Origin of the sequence: Halomonas binhaiensis, from assembly GCF_008329985.2 — a bacterium.
In the GTDB taxonomy this organism is placed as follows: domain Bacteria; phylum Pseudomonadota; class Gammaproteobacteria; order Pseudomonadales; family Halomonadaceae; genus Halomonas; species Halomonas binhaiensis.
Map to the genome: position 1 here is coordinate 202,257 of NZ_CP038437.2, position 25,267 is coordinate 227,523.

General features: G+C 61.6%; 10 protein-coding genes and 1 pseudogene. 9 read left to right on the forward strand and 2 right to left on the reverse strand.

From position 1 onward, the window contains the following. Position 1: 1 nt before the first annotated feature. From E4T21_RS00965 to E4T21_RS00980, 4 genes are all read left to right on the forward strand, one after another. Positions 2–2,266 (forward strand): xanthine dehydrogenase family protein molybdopterin-binding subunit, encoded by a 2,265-nt coding sequence (locus E4T21_RS00965; RefSeq protein ID WP_149282711.1) that lies wholly within the window; start codon positions 2–4, stop codon positions 2,264–2,266. Positions 2,267–2,572: 306 nt separating this feature from the next. Further along, entirely contained in the window at positions 2,573–3,631 is a 1,059-nt protein-coding gene (locus tag E4T21_RS00970) for an acyltransferase family protein (RefSeq protein ID WP_149282713.1), read from the forward strand. Positions 3,632–3,914: 283 nt separating this feature from the next. Then, positions 3,915–4,097 (forward strand): type II toxin-antitoxin system HicA family toxin, encoded by a 183-nt coding sequence (locus E4T21_RS00975; RefSeq protein WP_149282715.1) that lies wholly within the window; start codon positions 3,915–3,917, stop codon positions 4,095–4,097. 67 nt (positions 4,098–4,164) lie between these two features. Then, positions 4,165–4,575, forward strand: coding sequence for a type II toxin-antitoxin system HicB family antitoxin (locus E4T21_RS00980; RefSeq protein ID WP_149282717.1), 411 nt, complete (start codon positions 4,165–4,167; stop codon positions 4,573–4,575). Between the two features lie 110 nt (positions 4,576–4,685). On the opposite strand, the gene E4T21_RS00985 is transcribed toward E4T21_RS00980, so the two are convergent. Further along, entirely contained in the window at positions 4,686–7,658 is a 2,973-nt protein-coding gene (locus E4T21_RS00985; protein WP_149282719.1) for a hypothetical protein, read from the reverse strand. Between the two features lie 114 nt (positions 7,659–7,772). Next, the gene (locus tag E4T21_RS00990; protein ID WP_149282721.1) at positions 7,773–8,855 is read right to left on the reverse strand and encodes an AraC family transcriptional regulator; all 1,083 of its coding nucleotides are present in this window, start codon (positions 8,853–8,855) and stop codon (positions 7,773–7,775) included. Between the two features lie 164 nt (positions 8,856–9,019). On the opposite strand from E4T21_RS00990, the gene E4T21_RS00995 reads away from it, so the two are divergent. The 5 genes and pseudogenes from E4T21_RS00995 to E4T21_RS01045 all read left to right on the forward strand — a co-directional run bounded on the left by E4T21_RS00995 (position 9,020) and on the right by E4T21_RS01045 (position 25,265). Next, positions 9,020–10,153, forward strand: a complete 1,134-nt coding sequence (locus E4T21_RS00995) for an MFS transporter (RefSeq protein ID WP_149282724.1) — start codon at positions 9,020–9,022, stop codon at positions 10,151–10,153. 736 nt (positions 10,154–10,889) lie between these two features. Next, the gene (locus E4T21_RS01000) at positions 10,890–11,027 is read left to right on the forward strand and encodes a hypothetical protein (RefSeq protein WP_187775078.1); all 138 of its coding nucleotides are present in this window, start codon (positions 10,890–10,892) and stop codon (positions 11,025–11,027) included. 104 nt (positions 11,028–11,131) lie between these two features. Beyond that, positions 11,132–13,987: pseudogene (locus E4T21_RS01005) on the forward strand (amino acid adenylation domain-containing protein); the annotation flags it as partial. Positions 13,988–14,115: 128 nt separating this feature from the next. After that, the gene (locus E4T21_RS21405) at positions 14,116–25,050 is read left to right on the forward strand and encodes a non-ribosomal peptide synthetase (protein WP_240349248.1); all 10,935 of its coding nucleotides are present in this window, start codon (positions 14,116–14,118) and stop codon (positions 25,048–25,050) included. Beyond that, positions 25,047–25,265: an MbtH family protein gene (locus E4T21_RS01045; protein ID WP_149282728.1), complete on the forward strand. Its 219-nt coding sequence runs from the start codon at positions 25,047–25,049 to the stop codon at positions 25,263–25,265. The genes E4T21_RS21405 and E4T21_RS01045 overlap by 4 nt, the downstream gene beginning before the upstream one ends. Positions 25,266–25,267: the final 2 nt, after the last annotated feature.

The window sequence follows — 25,267 nt, forward strand, 5'->3', positions numbered from 1 at the left end:
CATGACGGACAGCATGAATGAAGCACAGCAAGGCGCCATCGGTCAGCCTGTTGAGCGTGTCGATGGCCCCCTGAAAGTCACGGGCCGCGCCACCTATGCCTATGAACATAGCGATGGCAGGGCACCTGCCCATGGCTACATGCTGGGTGCGGCCATTGCCAAGGGGCGCATTGCTGGCATCGATACCACAGCCGCAGAGCAGGCACCGGGGGTGTTGCATGTCATGACCCATCGCAATGCCCCTGCTCAGGCGGAGTTCGGGCCTCCTGTCAGTGCTGAAGTCTTCACCCGGGCGCGCCCTGTGCTGGCCAGTGATCGCATTCGCTACTACGACGAACCCGTGGCACTGGTGGTGGCGGAAACCTTCGAGGCAGCACGTGCGGCGGCGGCATTGATCGAAGTACGTTACGAGAAAGAGGCGGGTGTCTTCGATCAGGAGGCGCATCTTGACGATACCTATGCGCCTGAGATGGCCAATGCCGGTAACGAGACGGACAGCGTCGTGGGCAATTTCGATGAGGCCTTTGCTGCTGCCGAGGTCCAGGTCGATGTCACTTACCGCACGCCCTATGAGCATCACAATCCCATGGAACCCCATGCGACGCTGGCTATCTGGCATGGAGACGAGGTGACCATCCATACGTCGGCCCAGACGCTGGCCAACTATCAGGCCGGGCTGGCCAGTACCCTGGGCATTCCGGCTGAGCGGGTACGGGTGATCAGCCCTTTCATTGGCGGTGGCTTCGGCACCAAGCTGATCGTGCATGCGGATACGGTGCTGGCGGCACTTGCTGCGCGTGAACTGAAGCGTCCGGTGAAGATGGCACTGACACGCCAGCAGATGTTCGCCAATACCGGCTATCGGGCCCAGATGATCCAGCGTGTGCGTTTCGGCGCGCAGGCGGATGGGCGTCTCACCGCCATCGGACATGATGTCAATTCCGCGACCTCGAACTTCGAGGAATTCTGCGAGCAGACGGCAGCGTTCACTCGCTCATTGTACGCGGCGCCGAATCGCCTCACCCGTCACCGCCTGGTGGGGGTCGACCTTAACCGTGGCGAGTGGATGCGCTCTCCCGGCGAAGCGCCTGGCATGCTGGCCTTCGAATGTGCCATGGATGAACTTGCCGAGCGTCTTGAGCTCGATCCCATCGCCTTGCGCATACGCAATGAACCTGACGAGGACCCGGAGCGCGGCGTGCCTTTCTCGACCCGTAATCTTGTCGCCTGCATGGAACAGGGCGCGCACCGTTTCGGCTGGGAGCGGCGGCGCGCAACGCCGGGTCAGCTTCGCGAGGGCCGCAAGCTGATCGGCTATGGCATGGCGGCAGCGATTCGACCGAATTACATCGGTGCCGCCACCGCCAAGGTCGAGATCAATGCCAAGGGACGGGTAACGGCGCGTCTCGACATGACCGACATCGGCACGGGCACCTACACCATCCTGACCCAGGTGGCGGCCGAGACCCTGGGTGTGCCGCTGTCCGCGGTCAAGGTCGAACTCGGTGACAGTCGCTTTCCGCTTACTGCCGGCTCAGGCGGATCATGGGGGGCGGCGAGCTCCGGGACAGCGTTGTACCGGGCATGTCTCGCCATCAAGGAGCAGATTCTCGAACTCGCCAGTACCCATGCGGAATCACCGCTGCGTGGGATGGACCTGGCGCAGGCAAGCTTTGTCGAAGGCAGGCTTGAGGTGGGAGAACGTCACGAGCGCCTGGGCGCGCTGATGCGCAGAATCGCCCCACAAGGACTTGAAGCCGAAGGCTCGGTGGCGTCCTTCCGGGACAGCGAGTCCTACCAGAACTATTCCCAGCATGCCTATGGTGCCCACTTTGCCGAAGTCGAGGTCGATGGCGACACGGGGGAAATTCGTCTGCGTCGCATGCTGTCAGCGATCGGGGCCGGGCGCATTCTCAACCCTCAGACAGCCCGCTCGCAGATTCTTGGCGGCATGACCTGGGGCATCGGCGCGGCACTGATGGAAGAGAGTCACCTGGATCCGCACCATGGCTGCTTCATCAACCATGATCTGGCGGAATATCACGTTCCGGTCAATGCCGATATCCGGGATCTGGAGGTGGTCTTTCTTGAAGAGCGCGATGAACGGGCCAATCCATTCGGTTCCAAGGGGCTGGGGGAGCTGGGTGTCTGCGGTGTCGGAGCCGCGGTCGCCAATGCCATCTACAACGCCACCGGCGTAAGGGTGCGGGAGTTTCCGATTACGCTGGACAAGCTGTTGCCCGGCCTGCCGACGATGGAAGCATGACAGGACGAGGCCATCAGGTAGCCGGTGCTGGCCGCCGGGCTGTGGTGAAGAGATGAAGGATGGGGTGAAAGCGGGGCAAGAGAGACGATGAGAAGGAAAGGTGGGAGAGAAAAGACAGGAAAGGAGAGATAGAAAAGAATATTTTCCCTGACATCAGGAATTCATGGCACATCCCGTGGTCCGATTTCGATGCATTGAATATTGGACAAGGCGTTGATTGTTGAGCATGACGTCGACTGTTGAGAACGCGTCGAGTGTTGAGCAGAACGTTTAGTGTTGAACAAGCACGACGGGTCACGGGAACCCATGAAACAAATCGAAGAAATCTACTGGCTGCGTTTCTACGGTTGTCTGGCGGTTTTTGCCTTCCACCTGATTGATCGTATCGAGCGCAATTATCTTGATCACCTGGCGCTGGATATCGCACGCATTCCCACCGTGCTGGGCACGCCGATCTTCATCTTCATCTCGATCTTCCTGCTGGCGATCCGCTATGGCAACGACACGCCGCGCGATTTCCTGGCCAAGCGCTGCAAGTACGTGATGGTGCCTTACCTCGTCTACGGTATGGTCTACTCCAGCGCTGAATACGTGCGGCTACTGGCTTCCGGCGAACATGTCAGCATCATGGCGCACATGAGGGAATATCTGGTCTTTGCCGGTTGGCATGGCTATTTCCTGGTCATTGCCATGCAATTCTATGTGCTGTTCTGGCTGTACCAGCGTTTCCAGTTACATCGTTGGCTGTGCTCCGGCACCGGGCTACTGGTCGGTGCTGCGATCAGCATGGGATGGTGGGCCCTGTTCCGCTGGCAGGAGATAGAGACGCCGGGCTACCTGCACTGGATTGCCCCATTCGGCTGGCTGTATCTGTTCTGCCTCGCCATCCTGCTGGCCCGGTATTACCCTGACCTGCGTTCGCAACCCTGGCTGCGCCGCTTTGCCCATCCCGGTTGGCTGCTGGCGCTGCTGGCCGCAATCCTGTTCTTCGCCGCGCGCGGTGAGCTGATGTTTTCGTCCAAGGAGACCTGGGTCGTCCCCTTGTTCATCGTCTTCATGCTCTGGGCCTTGCCATGGCTTGCCGGCAAGGCGCCCACCTCCCTGGTCATGGCGATCAATGTCTCATCCTTCGGCATCTATCTGGCCCATCCCCTGTTCTTCTCCGTGGTGGACTTCGTGCGCTGGCAGGTCTCCATGCCTCTATGGCTCTACGTGATTGCCCTGGCGGTCGTGGGTATGGGCGGTTCGATCCTGCTCAACCGGCTTGCCAACCGAGCCGACTGGAGCGCCATGCTGCTGGGCCGACAGTTACCCACCACCAGGCCCGGGCAAGCCGAGCGCGGTTATGTGCTGGCTGCGTCGTAGCCTGGCTGGTTTATCTGGCTGAATGAAGACACCGCCCATAGGGCGGTATCTTGTTGCTATGGGACTGTGTTGTCACCGCCTTCGCTTGTTGGGGGCCTCCTGATCGGGGAAGCCCTCAAAGGCTCCTGTGTCAATGTCAGCCACCTTGCAGACAGGTAAATTATCCATCGAGTGGAGCAGCCTCTTCGACAGCACATATATCGTTACTGCCACTCCAGGGCGAGAGATTGCGACCCAAACACTCTGGGGTTACTATAACTCTCTCGCGTGACATGGAGGTTATGTGAAAAGCAAGGAACTGATCAGAGAGCTGGAAATGGCGGGTTGGGAGCTCAAGCGAACGAATGGTAGCCATCATCATTTTCAGCATCCTGACATATCCGGCACCATTACGGTGCCACATCCAAAACCTGATTTGGGAAAGGGCTTGGTACACAAGATAAGAAAACAGGCAGGCATAGTTTGAGGTCTGCCTGATACAAGGAATACGGGACTCGGAGGTCTCTGCGGGATACAACATGACAGGGGGGACTATGTACTATCCAATTGCTATCGAGCCCGGCGACGACACTACCGCCTTTGGTGTTGTCGTGCCCGATATTCCCGGCTGTTTTTCGGCTGGGGACACGTTCGATGCCGCTATTGCCAATGCACGAGAGGCTATCGAAGGGCATCTGGAATGTCTGGCTGAGAGTGGCGAGTCGATTCCGACCGCCAGCTCAATCGGAAACCATATGAAAGACCCTGAATATGAAGGCTGGATCTGGGCTGCTGTCGAGGTGGACATTGCCCCTTATCTGGGAAAGAGCCACAAGATCAATGTGACCTTGCCTGAATTGCTGATCCACAGAATTGATCGCCTGGTTGAGCTACACCCGGGCTATGGTAGTCGTTCGGGATTCCTTGCCACGGCGGCACTGCATGAACTCGAGCGCCCCATATAAAGGAAGCGCTCCTCCACCTCACTGCCCCCTGAAGGTTGAACATTCCAACCTTCAGGGGGCAGTTCAATTGGACCTGGGACACAAACAAGACCGGAAAAGGACTTGCTAACTCAGGCATAGGCCTGCGGTGATTCGATATCGAGCTGGGGCAGGATGTGATCCAGCTCGGTGGCAGACCTTGGCGACAGGACGCCAGCGCGGGCCTCGCCCAGTGAAGGGGAGATCAGTTCGAAGTCATCGATGTGCTCGTCGAACTGACTGACATTGCCATCGGCGAGATGGTCGTCGAGGGTATTGAGCAGGTTGTCGCGCAGGGCACCGAGCATGACATCGCCGTTCTCGCCCTCGGGGATCGAGTTGATCCAGTCCACGGTCTGTTCCGGTGTCAGGCCATGAAGCTCGCCGTAGCGCATCAGCAAGGGCAAGGCGTTGTAGCCATCTTCGCTGCGCTTGATCAGGATGTCGGCAGCCTCTTCGCTGAGTCCGGCATGGGCCAGGAAGTCGGCGGTGGTCTGGGTCTGGTAGGGAGGCTCTTCCATGGATTCCTTGATAAGAAGGCCCACGGAGGCCGCCGTGGCGATACCGAAACCGACCGGTCCCCCCCAGCTTGTAGAGCCCCATATGACCGCGATGCCAACACCAGTGGCCGCTGCTGCATTGAGCCCTGCGCCCCAGTAGTCTCCCTCCTGAAAGCGCATGATGGCGTCGGCGCCGGCCAGGGCCGCGCCCATGATATGCACGAACTTGCCGGCAGTCTTGAGGTTATGCACCGTGCCTGTGTCGGTGATGTTGCGGTAGGCCGCTACCAGTTGTGCGCTATCGACACCAACCCGTGACATGGCCACGCCCAGCTCGGCGGCGGTACGCGGGTCAGGATTCTCGATGAAATTATGCCCCGCATTGATCAGCCCTGAGCCGACAATGGTGAATGCCGTGGTGCGGAATACGGTGTTGAAGGGGGTACTGCGCAAGAGGACCTTTTCGTCGATCTTGTCGAGGGTGTTGTTGAGGTTGCGCAGAATGCCGTTGACTCGCCCGAAGTCGTCGCCGTCAGGTAGCGGCTCGCTGGGAATGACACCGCTGAGCAGCGTGGCCACCTCATTTAGGTCACTGGTGGATACTCCCAGCAGCTGTGCCAGCTCGGGCTTGTTGCTCAAGGCGTCTTCGATGGCGCTGCGGGCATCGGCCATGGCATCAGCATCGGTGAAGTCCAGATCCTGTGTCGAGCCCAGTACATTCTCGTTCAGGTAGGCGCCTACCAGAGTGACAGCGAGAGGATCTTCTCCCTTGATACCGAGTTCATTGAAGGTCTCGACCAGCTTGTCACCCGCTTCACCGCGGACCAGCTCAGGGTTTTCCTGCAGGGCGGTGGAGACGGCCAGTTGGGAGTTGGGATCATCGATCAGGCCATCGATGCGGTCCTGGTACTCCGAACGCACCTCGTCAGGGAGACTCTGCAGTTGCTGAATATGCTCCAGCAGTGTGGCGCCACTGTCGGCGAGGTCTTCGCGCAGACCTTCCAGGTCCTCGCTCCAGCCATCACCCTTGGAGTCGATATAGTCCTCGATGGCGGTCTCGAGCTGTTCCTGGGTCATGGCTGGACCACCGGAGCTGATCAGGTAGCTCAGTTCTTCCAGGTGGCCGTAATAGGCTTCGGACTGATCGCCAATGGTACTGTCACGGAATTGCTCAGCTGCAGAGATGACTTCCTCGCGGAAGCTGCCCACACCATCCAGGGAGGCGATGGCGATAGCTAGAGAGGGTAGGGGCTTGCCTTCGGATACCGACTGCTGCAAGGCACTGCGCACCCCATTCATGTCGAACAGGCCCATTTCAGCGACCTGATTCGCCATCTCGCTACCCTTCTCGGTATCCGCGATGCGGTCGAGAATGTCGTTGAGCGTCATCGTGCCATCGATGCCGATTTCTATGCCGCCATATCCGTCATCCCTGAAATGTTGCTGGGCCTGCTCGAACTGCGGAAGCATGGCGTCCATGAGCTTGGCAGCAGTCTCAGGATCCAGGTCGTTGGTCAGGGCATCCAGGCGGTCCATGGTCTGCAGCGTCTTGGCTGCGGGCATGTCGGCGCCATCGAGTTCTTCCATCATGGGTTCGGCGGCCCATTCGGCAGCCTCGTCGAAGAGTGCCTGGGCATCGCTGGAGTCATCAAGCGCCTGTCGCACGCGCTCGGGGGCGTTGTTGTAGCCTTCTTCGTAGATGCGCAGGGCTTCACCGGGGGCATCAGCAGCCTGGGCTTCACTCATGAAATCGGAGGCGGCATTCTCGGCAATTTCCCGGGCGTCACTGGAGCGGTCAATGGCACTCTGCACTGCTGGTGAGGCGTCATCGTAGCCTTCTTCCAGCACACGTAATGCTTCATTGGGATCGCTTTCACCCTTGGCCTGGTCGATGATCTCCCGAGCCTGTCCTTCCGCTTCAGGGCCGGCATGGCTGGTTTCGCCGAGCTCGAGATTGAGATCCTCTGCGGCTTGCTCGATAGCCATTTGTGCCGGGCCAGCGTCGACCCAGTCGTTATCGTACAGGCGCTGCAGCGCGTCCTGACGTTCCGATGGCGGCAAGGCATTGAGGTAGGACTGGACATCAGTGGACAGCTGGCCGACTTCGGCATCGTAATCAATGGCGGATGGATCGTCGGCGTATTCGAGATCGTTGCCTTGTTCATAAAGGCTGTTGACGAAATCCTGCTCGCCCTCGGGAATGCCTTGTTCATTGCGCGGAGAAGTTGCCGCTTCTTCAGGGGATGTCTGCGGTACGAACACCACGTCGCCGCTATCGACCTGGTCGAGATTCGGCATGTCTTCGCGCTGGTTGAGTTCGACCAGTTCATCGAAGTCGACGTTGAGCTCATCGGCGAGCTTTGCCAGGCTGTCGCCTTCTTCGATGACAAAGATGCGTTCTTCGCCGGCATCCAGTTCACCGGAGCCGCCTGCGCTGGAGCGTCCTTCCAGGGCGTCTTCGACGGCGTTCTCGAAACGTTGTTGTTGTGCCTGGGTCAGCGCCGTCGACGTCACGCCGTCGGTGCTATATCGACGCAGGGCTTCGATATCGATCCGGTATGACATGTGCCCGCTCTCACATGGAAGAAAGGCATACAGGCTAGGAGCAGGGCGGGTCTTTGAGGTGAAGCTGCAGTGAAGTTTTGATTAAATTTTGCTGATGTAAGGATGACAGTCGTGTTACTCGGCTGAGGCCGGAGCTGCATGGACCGGAGCGGCTAGCGCCGAAGCCTGGCGAAGGGTGCCGGGGGATTGTCCGGTCACACGTTTGTAGGCTCGGCTGAATGCGGCCAATGAGCCATAGCCCAGGCGATGCGCCACGCTCTCGATGGACTGCCGGTCCTTGCTGATCCACTGCGTTGCCAGTTGCATGCGTAACTCGGTGACATAGCGGTGGGGTGTCATGCCTGTCACGTTCTGGAAGCGTTCGGCAAATACCGAACGCGAGCTGCCCATGACCGCCGCAAGTTCGGTCACCGTCCAGCTGCGGCCAGGATCACGGTGCACGGCAGCGATGACACGGCCCAGGCGGGGGTCGCGCAGTGCTTCTATCCAACCGGCTGCATCACCACAGCCACATTCCACCCAACCGCGCACGATAAAGGCCGAGACGACATCGGCAAGCCGCGCCAGGATGCCGGCAAAACCTGCTCGCTCCGTTCGCGCTTCACGCTCCATTGCTTCCAGCATCGGCAGGATCTCGGGGTGTCGCTCCAGCAGGGTGCCAACGTGCATCACTTCCGGCATCAGCGTCACCAGGGGATGCATGCCGCCGAGGTCGAATTCCATGCAGCCGCTGAAGACCACAGCAGCCTGTTCGGCGCAACAGCCTTGTGGACAGGCACGTACCGAGCTTACGGATTCACACAGCGTGGCCGTTTCGAAAGCGGTGATATCACGGCCGGCCTGGTCGGGCGCAGAAAGCAGGTCATGGCGGCCGCCCCGTGGCAGCAGCAGGGCGTCACCCGTGTCGAGGGCATGTACGACTCCCGCGGGGCTGCGCAGGAATACCGGCCCTCGGGCGATGAAGTGGAACTGGGCCCATCCTTCTGACGTGCCGTAGGTGATGCCGAAAGGGGAGGCAAGCTGAGTACGGCGATAACGCACGCCGCTGAGACGCATGCCGAGGAGCAGTTCACTGACCAGGTCGCTTGGTGGGGAAGCGTGCGTCAGAGAAGAAGCCGTCGATGGTGAAGCATTCGATTGGGAAGTGCTGGATTGAGAAGTGCTAGATAGGAATGCACTCGACGGAGATGTGCTCATTGGAGATGCGTTCTTGGGAGATGCACTGTGCATGACGGCACCCGTTTCGGACGAATGATCAACTATTCGAGCGTTTTTAGCATAGACCGTCCGGCTGCGTCCAACCTATTCTGCTGTGCAGCAATCACTCTCGCAATCATCTCTCGGAGATAAGGAAGAAACCAATGAGCGAACTGACGCAACGGGTCGAGCCGGCCTGGGGAGCGGTCTTTTCGATGACACTCGGTGTACTGGGGCTGGTGACGGCAGAGTTTCTGCCCGCCAGCTTGTTGACGCCGATGGCGGCAGATCTGGGGGTGACCGAAGGCATGACAGGGCAGGCGGTGACCGTCACGGCCGCTATTGCGCTGGTGACCAGCCTGTTGATTTCCTCGGTCACCCGCAGCATCGACCGCCGCTATGTGCTGCTAGGGTTCTCGACTCTGCTGATCGCCTCGAATCTGATGGTCGCCTTTGCTTCCAACATGACGGAACTGCTGCTGGCACGTGTGCTGCTCGGCCTGGCGCTGGGGGGCTTCTGGACCATGTCGATCGCCACGATGATGCGCCTCGTGCCTGACGACCTGGTGCCGCGCGCCTTGTCGATCATGTTCAGTGGCGTTTCCGTGGCAACCATCGCTGCCGCTCCGCTGGGTAGCTACCTTGGCGACATCGTCGGCTGGCGCAGTGTGTTCCAGATGGCGGCAGGGTTAGGGGTGATCGCATTGGCGGTGCAGTTCATGACCTTGCCGCGCATGGCTGGCCAGGCGCTGGGATTGGGCATGCTGACAGGGCATTTTGCCTTCTTCACCTATATTCGCCCCTTCCTCGAAATTGTGACGGGCGTCGGAGTGAATGGCGTTGCTGGGATCCTTTTCGGTTTTGGTTTTGCCAACTTCCTGGGCAATTACCTCGGCGGCTGGATGATCGAGCGCAACCTGCGCATGACCATGATCGCAATGCCGCTGGTGATGGGCGTTCTTGGCCTGAGCCTCGTGAGTACGGGGAGTGCTCCTGTGCTGGATGCGCTGATGGTGGCGCTGTGGGGAATGGCCTTCGGCGCTATTCCTGTGGCCTGGTCCACCTGGTTGACCCGTACGGTGCCCGACGAAGCCGAAAGCGCCAGTGGCCTACTAGTGGCAGCCATCAACACGGCGATTGCCTCTGGTGCGGCCATGGGAGGTGCCATCTTCGATATCAGCGGTATCAACAATGTGTTCCTGGCAAGTGGGGGCATTCTGCTGCTGGCTGCCGTGCTGATCCTGAAAGGCGTCAGGGATGCCGAGGTCCCGGGCCGCTCTTCCCCTCAAGGGCTATAGAGCTCCTCAAGGTTCCCTCCCAAGGTTTATCGCCGAGGCTGAGGCCACACAATACAGGCACCATGACGTCAGGTTCGGCGCCATGGTGCCTGCCATTTTATGGTGGCTATATGGAGGCATAAGTTAGAGGCATGAGTGGTTCGACTTTAGTATTGGCTTTTTTCTGTTTCGAATGAAGCGGCGTCTATCCGGTGTCATTGAGAATGAATCTTGGTCTGTTGTCAGCGATTTTTAATAAAAATCTGCGCATGGAATCTGTGCCGAATTTAGTGACCTTTAGATGAAATGTTGTAAGCCTTCTTTGTCTTTTTATTGTGTTTGGAAGGGAAGGTTTCATTATGTTTTCCCCAGGTGTTTGTCGTGTGTTCTCTGGGTATCTGAAGTGTTTTATTGGGGTTATTGCTAATAAAAACTATTATTATTCAAAATGTTGTCTGGATAGTAAAGGCGCCCTCATGGGCGTTTTTTGTTTTCATGTGAAGCGCTTGCATTAGCAGGTGGTTCGATGGTAGCTGTTGTACATACACATCGAGGAAGGTCATAAGGCAGCCTTTTGGGGAAAGGGATAGTGAATGTTTCCGATGCTGTTCTGTCTCAATTTTGTCCTTTTGATTAAATAAAAATAGCGTATCGATATGTCGATAGACATCGGTATTATGTGCGGAATTAAAAAGACTGTTTCTATAAAAAAGCTTCAAAAGTTAAATAAATTATTACAATTCACAAGGAGCGTGAGATGACCGGTCTTATGATGAGGGAAGCAGCGGCTTGCTCAAGGCGCTGGGTATTGGTGCAGATTGAAGCAAGTCGTATTGAACAGGAAAAATCCAAGGTCGGTGCGGCGTTGGCTGGAAGGGAGGTCGCCGCACCATGACCAGGAGGACGGAGCTGTCGTATCCGCTGACCGCGGCTCAGTCGGAGATCTGGTTGGCAATGCTGCTGGAGTCGAAGTCTATCGGCGACGATGCTCCCGGGAGCATGGGCTCAGAGAGCGGTATCGCTGAAGGCAGCTCTGCTGAACTCGGCACTTTGGGGTACGCCTCTCCTGCGTACAACCTTGCTGAATACCTGGAAATTGCCGGGCCTGTCGATGTCCCGTTGTTCGAGGAAGCTCTGCGCCGTGCCATGCGGGAAAGCCGAGCGATGTACACCACCTTCATCGCGGAGAAAGAAGAAACACGGCAGCAGTTGCCTCCCGATGTCGATTGGCACATGCCTGTGGTCGATGTCAGCACGGAATCCGATCCCAGAGCGGCCGCCGAGGCCTGGATGCATGCTGATCTTTCCCGGCCGCTGGACCTGAAGCGTGGGCCGCTGTTCATGCACGCCCTGTTCCAGGCCGGCCCGAACCTGTTCTTCTGGTATCAGCGCGTCCATCATCTGGTCACGGATGGTTTCGGGGCCAGCTTGCTGGCCCAGCGTGTAGCCCACATCTATACCGCCCTGATAGAAGGGCAGTCGCCGCAACCGGCGGCATATATACCGTTACAGGAAGCGGTCGAAGTGGACCAGGCGTACCGAGCTTCGAAGGCCTTTGCTCGCGATCGTGGCTACTGGTGCGAGCGCTTCTCCGGTCGGCCTGAACCTGTGAGCCTGGCCCGTGAGCCGGCATTGGCTCATCAGTCTGCAGTGGCAGGCATTCTTCGCCAGCGCGGACATCTCAGTGCACAAACGAGAGCAGAGCTGGGCCAGCTTTCACAGCACCTTGGCTGCAGTCTGCCGCAGTTGTTGATCGCCTTGAGTGCCATCTATCTCTATCGCATGACAGGCCAGAGTGATCTTGTTGTCGGCCTGCCTGTTACGGCGCGCATGGGCTCCGTGATGCGGTGCTTTTCAGGCACGGTGTCCAATGTGGTGCCATTGCGCCTGAGTCTGTCGGCGGACATGTCTCTGCAAGCGTTATCCCGGCAGGTCGGGCGTGAAGTTCGTCGTAGTCTCCGGCATCAACGCTATCGCGGTGAGGACCTGCACCGGGATCTGGGACTGCAGCAGGATGGACAGCAGCTCCATGCCACCTCGATCAATGTCGAGCCCTTCGATTATTCACTGCATTTTGCAGGGTACGAGGCGCGTGCCTATAACCTGGCCAATGGTCCAGCCAGGGACCTGGATATCTATCTTTTCGATCGCGGTGCAGACAAGGCGCTGGAGATCGGCCTTGATGCCAATGCGCAGCTGTACAGCACCGACGTTCTGGCTGAGCACCATGGCAGGCTGATACGTTTCATCACTACGCTGGTGAGAAACCCGACCTGTGCAGTGGGCTCATTCGAACTGTTGACGGAAAGGGAGCGCCATCAGCTTGTGGAAGGCTGGAACGCCACCACGCAGCCGGTGCCCGAAGCGACGCTGAGTGGGCTGTTCGAAGCCCAGGTGGCACGTACGCCCCAGGCGATTGCGCTGGTTCAGGACGGTGGTGATCCCCGTCGTGCGCACAGCTCCTCGCTCACCTATGCCGAGCTCAACGCTCGGGCCAACCGGCTTGCCCATCACCTGATCGCGTCGGGTATCGGGCCGGAAGCGATTGTGGCGCTGTGCCTGGAGCATTCTCCAGAGATGGTGATATCACTGCTGGCGGTTCTCAAGGCTGGGGCTGCCTACTTGCCACTTGACCCGGCCTATCCGCAGGAACGCCTCGACTTCATGGTCGCGGATGCCGAGCCGGTGTGCCTGGTGACCACAAGTGCATTGGCAGGTCGCTTGTTCAGTCACCGTCCTACCATCAGGCTGCTGTTGCTCGATGATGCTGAAGTCGGCTCCATGCTGGCCGATGCATCAGAGAACGATCCGGGAGATCACGAGCGATGGCAGCCTCTGTCGCTGCTGCATCCCGCCTATGTGATCTACACCTCGGGATCGACGGGCAGGCCCAAGGGCGTCATCGTTTCCCATACCGGCATTGCCAGTCTGGCCACCACTCAGGTAGCGCGTTTCTCCATTACCGCTGCATCGCGCATTCTGCAGTTTGCCTCCATGAGTTTCGACGCAGCAATAATGGAAGTGCTCATGGCCTTCGCTGCTGGAGCACGACTGGTGCTGCCGCCCGTGGGGCAACTTCTCGGCACCGAGCTTGCTGCCGTCTTGCGTAGGCAGGAGATCAGCCATGCGCTGATTCCACCGACGGCGCTGACCAGTCTCGGTCACGAAGACCTTCCTGCCTTCAAGACGCTGCTGGTTGGCGGAGAGGCCTGTTCTCCGGCTCTGATCGAACGTTGGGCTCCCGGGCGTCGCATGATCAACGCCTATGGGCCGACCGAGTCGACAGTATGCGCGACGCTGAGTACCCCTCTGTCCGCAGCACAGCCACCGCCCATCGGCACACCGATCGCCAACACTCGGGCCTATGTGCTCGATGCCGGGCTGCAACCAGTGCCGGTGGGCGTCGTGGGCGAGTTGTACATTGCCGGCAGTGGCTTGGCGCGGGGCTATCTAGGGCGCCCGGGATTGACCGCGGAACGCTTCGTGGCCGATCCCTTTGGTGCACGCTTCGGCATGTCGGGGGCACGCATGTACCGCACTGGCGACCTGGCCAGCTGGCGCAGTGATGGCACCTTGGCATTCGTTGGCCGGGCCGATGACCAGGTCAAGTTGCGCGGCTTCCGCATCGAGCCGGGGGAGATCGCCAGCGTGCTGATGGGCCACCCCAGTGTGGCCCAGGCGGCGGTGATCGTGCGCGAAGACGGTGCACCAGGCGACAAGCGTCTGGTGGCCTATGTGGTGCCGGCTCCGGTCATGATGCCTGAGCCCTCCGAGTTGCGTGCCCAGGTGGCGGCGACGCTGCCGGATTACATGGTGCCGTCGGCCTATGTGATGCTCGATACCTTGCCGCTGACGCCGAACGGCAAGCTCGATCGCAAGGCGCTACCGGCGCCGCAGAGGAAGCACGTTCTACCCGGCCTCCGCGGACAGCGGAAGAGCGGCAACTGTGTGCGCTGTTTGCCGAGTTGCTGGGTCTGGAGCAGGTGGGGCTGGAACAAGTCGGACTGGACGATCATTTCTTCGAGCTGGGCGGCCATTCGCTGCTGGCTACGCGGCTGGTCAGCCGTATTCGCCAGGTACTGGCGGTCGAACTGCCGATCCGGGCGGTGTTTGAGGCCCCTCGTGTGGTCGAGCTGGCGGAACGGGTGATACAGGCGCGGGATACTGCCGAGGGCGTCCAGCGTCCACCCTTGACGGCGATGCCACGACCGGCCGCGATGCCCTTGTCGTTTGCCCAGCGGCGGCTGTGGTTCCTCGAACAGCTGGAAGGTCCCAACGCCGCCTACCATATTCCCTGTGCACTGCGTCTCGAAGGGAAGCTTGACGAGGATGCGCTGGACGCTGCCTTGCATGACGTGATGGTGCGTCACGAGAGCCTGCGCACGGTCTTCCCGGTCACATCGGCTACCACCACTGCCGGACAGCCCGTGCAGCATCTTCTTGCTGCGGATGAGCTGGGGTCGGTGCTGCGGATACAGGCGGACGAAGTCCCCTGTCTGGCTGATGCGCTGGCCGAGGCCGCCGCGCAACCCTTCGATCTCAGCCAGGAACCGCCGCTGCGTGCGGTACTCTGGCGATTGGATGGGGAGGAGCAAGACAAAGTAGAAGACCAGCATATCCTGCTCTTGCTGCTGCACCATATCGCTGCGGATGGCTGGTCGCTGGGCCCGTTGCTGGGCGACCTTGACCGGGCCTATGCGGCGCGCTGCCTGGGAAAGCCTCCGGCCTGGACACCACTGCCGGTGCAGTACGCCGATTACACGCTTTGGCAACGACAGTGGCTAGGAGAGGAGCAGGACCTTGGCAGCGTAGTGCGCACTCAGCTCGACTATTGGCAGACACAACTGTCCGGCTTGCCGGAGGCCTTGGAGTTGCCTACAGATCGGCCACGTCCGGCCGTGCTCAGCGGGCGCGGGGCACAGCAGGCCTTCCAGTGGGATGCCGAGCTGCATGGGGCCTTGCTGGCCCTGGCCCGCGACAGCGGAGCCAGTCTGTTCATGCTGCTGCAGGCGGGTCTGGCTGCGCTGTGCACCCGGCTGGGAGCGGGCACCGACATTGCTCTGGGCAGCCCGGTGGCCGGGCGTACCGACACGAACCTGAACGAGCTGGTCGGCTTCTTCGTCAACACCCTGGTGCTGCGCACCGATACTACGGGCAATCCCAGCTTCCGTGACCTGCTGGCCCGGGTACGCGAAACGGCCCTGGCCGCCTATGCCCATCAGGACGTGCCCTTCGAGCGCCTGGTCGAGGCGCTGAATCCCGAACGCTCGCTGGCCCATCACCCGCTGTTCCAGGTGATGCTGGTATTGCAGAACACGGAGTCCGCCACGCCGAAGCTCGGCACGCTGGAGATGACACCAGAAGCGGTGGCGATGACCACCACCAAGTTCGACCTGAGCGTGATCCTTCACGAACGCTATGACGCCGAAGGGCGTCCCCAGGGGCTCGACGGTGTGCTGGAATATGCCACGGACCTGTACGATGCCGGCACGGTGGCGATGCTGGCGGCACGTCTGAGCCGGCTGCTGAGAGCAGCGGTGGCCGCGCCTGAGCACGCCATCGGTAGTCTGGATATTCTGGCGCCGGATGAGCGCGAGCAACTGCTGATGGCGTGGAACGCTACGGCGCAGCCAATGTCCGAGGCGACTCTGGTCGGTCTATTCGAGGCCCAGGTGGCACGTACGCCTCAGGCCATCGCGGTCACCCAGGCCGGCTGTTTCGATCCGTCGCACAGCGCTGCGCTGACGTATGCCGAGCTCAACACCCAGGCCAACCGCTTGGCCCATCAGTTGATCGAGCTTGGATTGACACCAGAGGGACGGGTTGGCCTGTTGCTGGACCGTTCCATCGCATTACTGGTCGCTACTCTGGCGGTGATCAAGGCGGGAGGCTGCTATGTACCTTTCCATAGCGTCTATCCCGCTCAGCGTGTGCAGCGGATCATTGACGAGACTGGAGCCCGGATTGTCCTGACCGATCACGCCATGCTGGCAAGCCGGCCAATGACGGCACCCCATGTCGTATGTGTCGATGATATCTGCCGGGACTCGCCACAAGAGCCGGATAACCCAGCGCTCAAGATTGCCAGCGACCAGCTGGCCTATGTCATGTACACCTCGGGGTCGACCGGAACCCCCAAGGGTATCGCTGCCACCCATCGCAATGTCGTGGAACTGGCGCGTGATCGCTGCTGGCAGAACGGCAGCCAGCAAAGGGTGCTGTTGCACTCGCCCCATGCCTTTGATGCTTCCACGTATGAGCTCTGGGTACCACTGCTGTCTGGTGGTCAGGTCATTGTGGCTCCCCCCGGGCCGCTTGATGTGGCGGTACTGTCGCGGGTGATTCGGGAGCAGCGTGTCAGCGCCCTGTTTCTCACCGCAGGCCTGTTTTCCCTGCTGGCGGAAGAAGACCCACAGAGTCTGGCTGCCGTGCAAGAGGTCTGGGCAGGAGGGGATATCGTCTCTTCTGCTGCGTTGCACAGCATCCTGACGCACTGCCCCCGGACCGCCATCGTCAATGGCTATGGGCCGACTGAAACGACGACGTTCGCTACCTGTCATCCTGTAGATCCTGGCCACCTGGAGCATGGTGTACCTATCGGCGCTCCTCTCGATAACACCCGGGCCTATGTGCTCGATGCCGGGCTGCAACCGGTGCCGGTGGGCGTCGTGGGTGAGCTGTACATTGCCGGCAGCGGTCTGGCGCGGGGCTATCTGGGACGCCCGGGATTGACCGCGGAACGCTTCGTGGCTGATCCCTTTGGTGCGCGCTTCGGCATGTCGGGGGCACGCATGTACCGCACCGGCGACCTGGCCCGGTGGCGCAGAGATGGCACCCTGGCGTTCGTTGGCCGGGCCGATGACCAGGTCAAGCTGCGTGGCTTCCGCATCGAGCCGGGGGAGATCGCCAGTGTGCTGATGGGGCACCCCAGTGTGGCCCAGGCGGCGGTGATCGTGCGCGAAGACGGCACACCAGGCGACAAGCGTCTGGTGGCCTATGTGGTGCCGGCCCCGGGCATGATGCCTGAGCCCTCCGAGTTGCGTGCCCAGGTGGCGGCGACGCTGCCGGATTACATGGTGCCGTCGGCCTATAAGGTGCTCGATACCTTGCCGCTGACGCCGAACGGCAAGCTCGATCGCAAGGCGCTGCCGGCGCCGCAGAGGGAAGCTCGTTCTACCCGGCCTCCGCGGACAGCGGAAGAACATCTGCTGTGTGCGCTGTTTGCCGAGCTGCTGGGTCTGGGGCAGATGGGGTTGGAACAGGTGGGCCTGGAACAAGTGGGGCTCGACGACCACTTCTTCGAGCTGGGCGGCCATTCGCTGCTGGCCACGCGACTGGTCAGCCGCATTCGCCAGGCACTGGATGTCGAACTGCCGATCCGGGCGGTGTTCGAGGCCCCTCGTGTGGTCGAGCTGGCGGAACGGGTGATACAGGCGCGGGATACTGCCGAGGGCCTCCAGCGTCCACCCTTGACGGCGATGCCACGCCCGGCAGCGATGCCCTTGTCGTTTGCCCAGCGGCGGCTGTGGTTCCTCGAACAGCTGGAAGGGCCCAACGCCGCCTACCATATTCCCTGTGCCCTGCGCCTGTCGGGCCCCCTCAACAGGGAAGCTCTGGACGCTGCAATACATGATGTGATGATGCGTCACGAGAGCCTGCGCACGGTCTTCCCGGTCGCATCGGCTACCACCACTGCCGGACAGCCCGTGCAGCGGATTCTTGCCGCGGACGAGCTGGGTTCGGTGCTGCGGATACAGGCGGACGAAATCTCCTGTCTGGCTGATGCGCTGGCCGAGGCCGCCGTGCAACCCTTCGATCTCAGCCAGGAACCGCCGCTGCGGGTGAATTTGTGGCACCAGGATGAGCAACACCATGTGTTGCTGTTGCTGCTGCACCATATCGCTGCGGATGGCTGGTCGCTGGGCCCGTTGCTGGGTGACCTGGACCAGGCCTATGCGGCGCGCTGCCTGGGAAAGCCTCCGGCCTGGACACCACTGCCGGTGCAGTACGCCGATTACACGCTATGGCAACAGGCCTTGCTGAACGACACAGCGGATGGCGAGGGCTTGCTGCATACCCAGCTCGACTATTGGCAGACACAACTGGCCGGCTTGCCAGAGGCCCTGGAACTGCCCACGGATCGGCCACGCCCGGCCGTGCTCAGCGGGCGCGGGGCGCAGCAGGCCTTCCAGTGGGATGCCGAGCTGCATGGGGCCTTGCTGGCTCTGGCCCGCGACAGCGGAGCCAGCCTGTTCATGGTGCTGCAGGCGGGTCTGGCTGCGCTGTGCACCCGGCTGGGGGCGGGCACCGACATTGCCCTGGGCAGCCCGGTGGCCGGGCGTACCGACACGAACCTGAACGAGCTGGTCGGCTTCTTCGTCAACACCCTGGTGCTGCGCACCGATACTGCGGGCAATCCCAGCTTCCGCGATCTGCTGGCCCGGGTACGCGAGACGGCCCTGGCCGCCTATGCGCATCAGGACGTGCCCTTCGAGCGCCTGGTCGAGGCGCTGAATCCCGAGCGCTCGCTGGCTCATCACCCGCTGTTCCAGATGATGCTGGTATTGCAGAACACGGAGGCCACCACGCCACGCCTCGGCACGCTGGAAATGACAGCAGAAGCGGTGGCGATGACCACCACCAAGTTTGATCTGAGCGTGATCCTCCACGAACGCTATGACGCTGAAGGGCGTCCCCAGGGGCTCGACGGTGTGCTGGAATATGCCACGGACCTGTACGATGCAGGCACGGTGGCGATGCTGGCGGCACGTCTGAGCCGACTGCTGAAAGCAGCGGTGGTCGCGCCTGAGTGCGCCATCGGTAGCCTGGATATCCTGGCGCAGGATGAGCGCGAGCAACTGCTGATGGCGTGGAACGCCACGGCGCAGCCATTGCCCGAGGCGACTCTGGTCGGTCTGTTCGAGGCCCAGGTGGCGCGTACGCCCCAGGCCATCGCGGTCACCCAGGCCAATGCTTCATTGACGTACGCCGAGCTCAACACCCAGGCCAACCGCCTGGCTCATCTGTTGATCGAGCAGGGCATCGGGCCGGAATCGATCGTGGCACTGTGTCTGGAGCGCTCTCCCGCGATGGTGGTGGCAGTGCTGGCGACGCTCAAGGCCGGAGGTGCCTACCTGCCGCTCGACCCGTCCTATCCGCAGGAGCGTCGCGACTACATGATCGCGGATGCCGGCCCCTCTTGCCTCATCAGCACAGCGGCGCTGATCTACCGCTCATTGGATGAAAACGTCAATGTCAGGCGATTGCTGCTCGATGATGTCGAGATCACAGCCAAACTGGCGACTGCGCCAGAACATAACCCGATCCAGGCGCTGTTGCCGGCGCATGCGGCCTATGTGATCTATACCTCGGGATCGACCGGACGTCCGAAAGGGGTGGTGGTGGCGCATGGCCATGCCGTGGCCTCGACCCTGGCGCGGCATCAGGCCTATCCCCGATCCGTGCAGACTTTCCTGTTGTTGTCCTCGTTCGCCTTCGACAGCTCGGTGGCGGGACTGTTCTGGACGCTGACCCAGGGCGGACGACTGCTGCTGCCCGCCATTGATCAGCATTACGACCCGCAGGCGCTGGCGTGCCTGATGGCCGAGCAGGAGGTCAGCCATCTGCTGGCGTTGCCCTCGCTGTATCAGCAGGTGCTGGATGCGCCAGGGGAATGGCCGCTGCTCAGCGATGTGATCGTGGCGGGAGAGGCGTGTCCTTCCGGGCTGGTCGAGCAGCAACAGGCCCGCTGTCCTGATGTTGCACTATTCAATGAGTACGGGCCGACAGAAGGCAGTGTCTGGAGCACGCTGCATCACGTTCAGCCCGGTGATGACCCGGTACCCATCGGCACACCGATCGCCAACACTCGGGCCTATGTGCTCGATGCCGGGCTGCAACCAGTGCCGGTGGGCGTCGTGGGCGAGTTGTACATTGCCGGCAGTGGCTTGGCGCGGGGCTATCTAGGGCGCCCGGGATTGACCGCGGAACGCTTCGTGGCCGATCCCTTTGGTGCACGCTTCGGCATGTCGGGGGCACGCATGTACCGCACTGGCGACCTGGCCAGCTGGCGCAGTGATGGCACCTTGGCATTCGTTGGCCGGGCCGATGACCAGGTCAAGTTGCGCGGCTTCCGCATCGAGCCGGGGGAGATCGCCAGCGTGCTGATGGGCCACCCCAGTGTGGCCCAGGCGGCGGTGATCGTGCGCGAAGACGGTGCACCAGGCGACAAGCGTCTGGTGGCCTATGTGGTGCCGGCTCCGGTCATGATGCCTGAGCCCTCCGAGTTGCGTGCCCAGGTGGCGGCGACGCTGCCGGATTACATGGTGCCGTCGGCCTATGTGATGCTCGATACCTTGCCGCTGACGCCGAACGGCAAGCTCGATCGCAAGGCGCTACCGGCGCCGCAGAGGGAAGCACGTTCTACCCGGCCTCCGCGGACAGCGGAAGAGCGGCAACTGTGTGCGCTGTTTGCCGAGTTGCTGGGTCTGGAGCAGGTGGGGCTGGAACAAGTCGGACTGGACGATCATTTCTTCGAGCTGGGCGGCCATTCGCTGCTGGCTACGCGGCTGGTCAGCCGTATTCGCCAGGTACTGGCGGTCGAACTGCCGATCCGGGCGGTGTTTGAGGCCCCTCGTGTGGTCGAGCTGGCGGAACGGGTGATACAGGCGCGGGATACTGCCGAGGGCGTCCAGCGTCCACCCTTGACGGCGATGCCACGACCGGCCGCGATGCCCTTGTCGTTTGCCCAGCGGCGGCTGTGGTTCCTCGAACAGCTGGAAGGTCCCAACGCCGCCTACCATATTCCCTGTGCACTGCGTCTCGAAGGGAAGCTTGACGAGGATGCGCTGGACGCTGCCTTGCATGACGTGATGGTGCGTCACGAGAGCCTGCGTACGGTCTTTCCGGTCGCATCCGGACAGCCGGTGCAGCATCTCCTTGCACCTGAGATGCTGACATCGGTGCTGCAGGTAAAGGAACTGCCGGAGGGGGAAGGCGAGCCGTTGAGCAGCGCGCTGGCCGAGGCTGCCGCGCAACCCTTCGATCTCAGCCGGGAACCGCCGCTGCGTGCGGTACTCTGGCGATTGGATGGGGAGGAGCAAGACAAAGTAGAAGACCAGCATATCCTGCTGTTGCTGCTGCACCATATCGCTGCGGATGGCTGGTCGCTGGGCCCGTTGCTGGGTGACCTCGATCGCGCCTATGCGGCGCGCTGCCTGGGAAAGCCTCCGGCCTGGACACCACTGCCGGTGCAGTACGCCGACTACACGCTATGGCAACAGGCCTTGCTGAACGACACAGCGGATGGCGAGGGCTTGCTGCATACCCAGCTCGACTATTGGCAGACACAACTGGCCGGCTTGCCAGAGGCCCTGGAACTGCCCACGGATCGGCCACGCCCGGCCGTGCTCAGCGGGCGCGGGGCGCAGCAGGCCTTCCAGTGGGATGCCGAGCTGCATGGGGCCTTGCTGGCTCTGGCCCGCGACAGCGGAGCCAGCCTGTTCATGGTGCTGCAGGCGGGTCTGGCTGCGCTGTGCACCCGGCTGGGGGCGGGCACCGACATTGCCCTGGGCAGCCCGGTGGCCGGGCGTACCGACACGAACCTGAACGAGCTGGTCGGCTTCTTCGTCAACACCCTGGTGCTGCGCACCGATACTGCGGGCAATCCCAGCTTCCGCGATCTGCTGGCCCGGGTACGCGAGACGGCCCTGGCCGCCTATGCGCATCAGGACGTGCCCTTCGAGCGCCTGGTCGAGGCGCTGAATCCCGAGCGCTCGCTGGCTCATCACCCGCTGTTCCAGGTGATGCTGGTATTGCAGAACACGGAGGCCGCCACGCCACGCCTCGGCACGCCACGCCTCGGCACGCCACGCCTCGGCACGCTGGAAATGACAGCAGAAGCGGTGGCGATGACCACCACCAAGTTCGACCTGAGCGTGATTCTTCACGAACGCTATGACGCCGAAGGACGACCTCAGGGCCTCGACGGTGTGCTGGAATATGCCACGGACCTGTACGGTGCCGGCACGGTGGCGATGCTGGCGGCACGTTTGAGCCGGCTGCTGAGAGCAGCGGTGGCCGCGCCTGAGCACGCCATCGGTAGTCTGGATATTCTGGCGCCGGATGAGCGCGAGCAACTGCTGATGGCGTGGAACGCCACGGCGCAGCCATTGCCCGAGGCGACCCTGGTCGGTCTGTTCGAGGCCCAGGTGGCGCGTACGCCCCAGGCCATCGCGGTCACCCAAGCCAATGCCTCATTGACGTACGCCGAGCTCAACACCCAGGCCAACCGCCTGGCCCATCTGTTGATCGAGCAGGGCATCGGGCCGGAATCGATCGTGGCGCTGTGTCTGGAGCGCTCTCCTGCGATGGTGGTGGCGGTGCTGGCGACGCTCAAGGCCGGAGGTGCCTACCTGCCGCTCGACCCGTCCTATCCGCAGGAGCGTCGCGACTTCATGATCGCGGATGCCGGTCCTGCCTGCCTACTGACCAGCATAGCGCTGGATCAGAAACTACCCACTGAGTATGCCTGCCCAAGGCTGTCGCTCGATGATGTCGAGATCACAGCCAAACTGGCGACGGCGCCAGAACACAACCCGAGCCAGGATGACCGGCGCCCGGCGCTGTTGCCCGAGCATGCGGCCTATGTGATCTATACCTCGGGGTCGACCGGACGTCCGAAAGGGGTGGTGGTGGCGCATGGCCATGCCGTGGCCTCGACCCTGGCGCGGCATCGGGCCTATCCCCGGCCGGTGCAGACTTTCCTGCTGTTGTCCTCGTTCGCCTTCGACAGCTCGGTGGCGGGGCTGTTCTGGACGCTGACCCAGGGCGGACGACTGCTGCTGCCCGCCATCGATCAGCATTACGACCCGCAGGCGCTGGCGAGCCTGATGGCCGAGCAGCAGGTCAGCCATCTGCTGGCGTTGCCCTCGCTGTATCAGCAGGTGCTGGAAGCTCCAGGGGAATGGCCGTTGCTCAGCGATGTGATCGTGGCGGGAGAGGCGTGTCCTTCCGGGCTGGTCGAGCAGCAACAGGCCCGCTGTCCCGGTGTGGCGTTATTCAATGAGTACGGGCCGACAGAAGGCAGTGTCTGGAGCACGCTGCACCACGTCCAGCCCGATGACGACCCGGTACCCATCGGCACACCGATCGCCAACACCCGGGCCTATGTGCTCGATGCCGGGCTGCAACCGCTACCGGTGGGCGTCGTGGGCGAGCTGTACATTGCCGGCAGCGGTCTGGCGCGGGGCTATCTGGGGCGCCCGGGATTGACCGCGGAACGCTTCGTGGCCGATCCCTTTGGTGCGCGCTTCGGCATGTCGGGGGCACGCATGTACCGTACTGGCGACCTGGCCAGCTGGCGCAGCGATGGCACCCTGGCGTTCGTTGGCCGGGCCGATGACCAGGTCAAGCTGCGCGGCTTCCGCATCGAACCGGGCGAGATCGCCAGTGTGCTGATGGGTCACCCCAGTGTGGCCCAGGCGGCGGTGATCGTGCGCGAAGACGGTGTACCAGGCGACAAGCGTCTGGTGGCCTATGTGGTGCCGGCTCCGGTCATGATGCCTGAGCCCTCCGAGTTGCGCGCCCAGGTGGCGGCGACGCTGCCGGATTACATGGTGCCGTCGGCCTATGTGATGCTCGACACCTTGCCGCTGACGCCGAACGGCAAGCTCGATCGTAAGGCGCTGCCGGCACCGCAGAGGGAAGCTCGTTCTACCCGGCCTCCGCGGACAGCGGAAGAACATCTGCTGTGTGCGCTGTTTGCCGAGTTGCTGGGTCTGGAGCAGGTGGGGTTGGAACAGATGGGGTTGGAACAGATAGGACTGGACGACCACTTCTTCGAGCTGGGCGGCCATTCGCTGCTGGCTACGCGGCTGGTCAGCCGTATTCGCCAGGCGCTGGCGGTCGAGCTGCCGATCCGGGCGGTGTTCGAGGCCCCTCGCGTGGTCGAGCTGGCGGAACGAATCAAGATGGCCAGTGACCCATTCGACGACCAGCGGGATATTCCCAGCCTGCTATTGCCATTGCGCAGACAAGGCCAGCGTTCCCCGCTGTTCTGTATTCATCCCGGAGGGGGCCTGGCCTGGCCTTATGCCCGGCTGGTGCCTTATCTCGATCCTGATGTTCCGGTCTATGGTCTGCAATCCAGGGGAATCTGCATGGATCAAGATCAGGCGCCATCCATCGAGTCGATGGCGGCCGACTACATCGATCAAATGATGACCGTGCAGCCTGGTGGGCCCTACTACCTGCTGGGCTGGTCTCTCGGGGCGGCAGTTGCCCATGCCATTGCGACTCAGTTGCAGGCGAGAGGGGAGAAGGTTGCGCTGCTGGCCTTGCTCGATGGCTATCCGGATTCTTCATCTGCACAGCCGCCTTCCTGCTCGGGAATCACCGAGATGTCAGATGCAGAGATCATGCAGGAACTGATCAAGGCCTTGTCGGCCCAGCCCTGCGCTGCCGATGACATGCCAACGTCACTGGGTCAGATACGGCAGTGGCTGGAGCAGACGGACCATATGCTGGCAGGACTCGATGAACCCCTGCTCAAGCGTATTCTGCATGAGGTGCGGGATGCGCCGCGCCTGATGCAGGAATTCGATCCTGGGCTGTTCCAGGGAGACATGCTGTTCTTCCGAGCGACATCGGGAGAGCAAGGCAATGATGGACTGCCTTCGGTGACGTCCTGGCAGCCCTATGTCAGTGGTCGAATCAGCATTCACGATATTGCCTGCCAGCATATGGCAATGATGCAGCCGGAGGCGCTTGCCGATATTGCTCCTGTCGTTGCCGCGGCCCTGAATGATTCTCGTGGGGTCACGAACAGCACTGGGTCATCGCAGCCCTCATCATCCCAGTCTTCATTACCCCAGCCTTCATTACCCCAGCCTTTATCCAACATGGAGTACTCATCATGACCAATCCCTTCGATAATGCTCAGGGAAGCTTTGTGGTGCTTGTCAATGCCGAAGGGCAGCACTCTCTCTGGCCGGCTTTCATCGGTGTTCCTGAGGGCTGGAAGACTGTCTTTGGTCCCGGGGAGCGTCAGGCGTGTCTCGATCATATCGAGACGAACTGGTTCGATATGCGGCCCGAGACACTGGTGCAGAGCATGAATGACCGTTGTGGGTAACG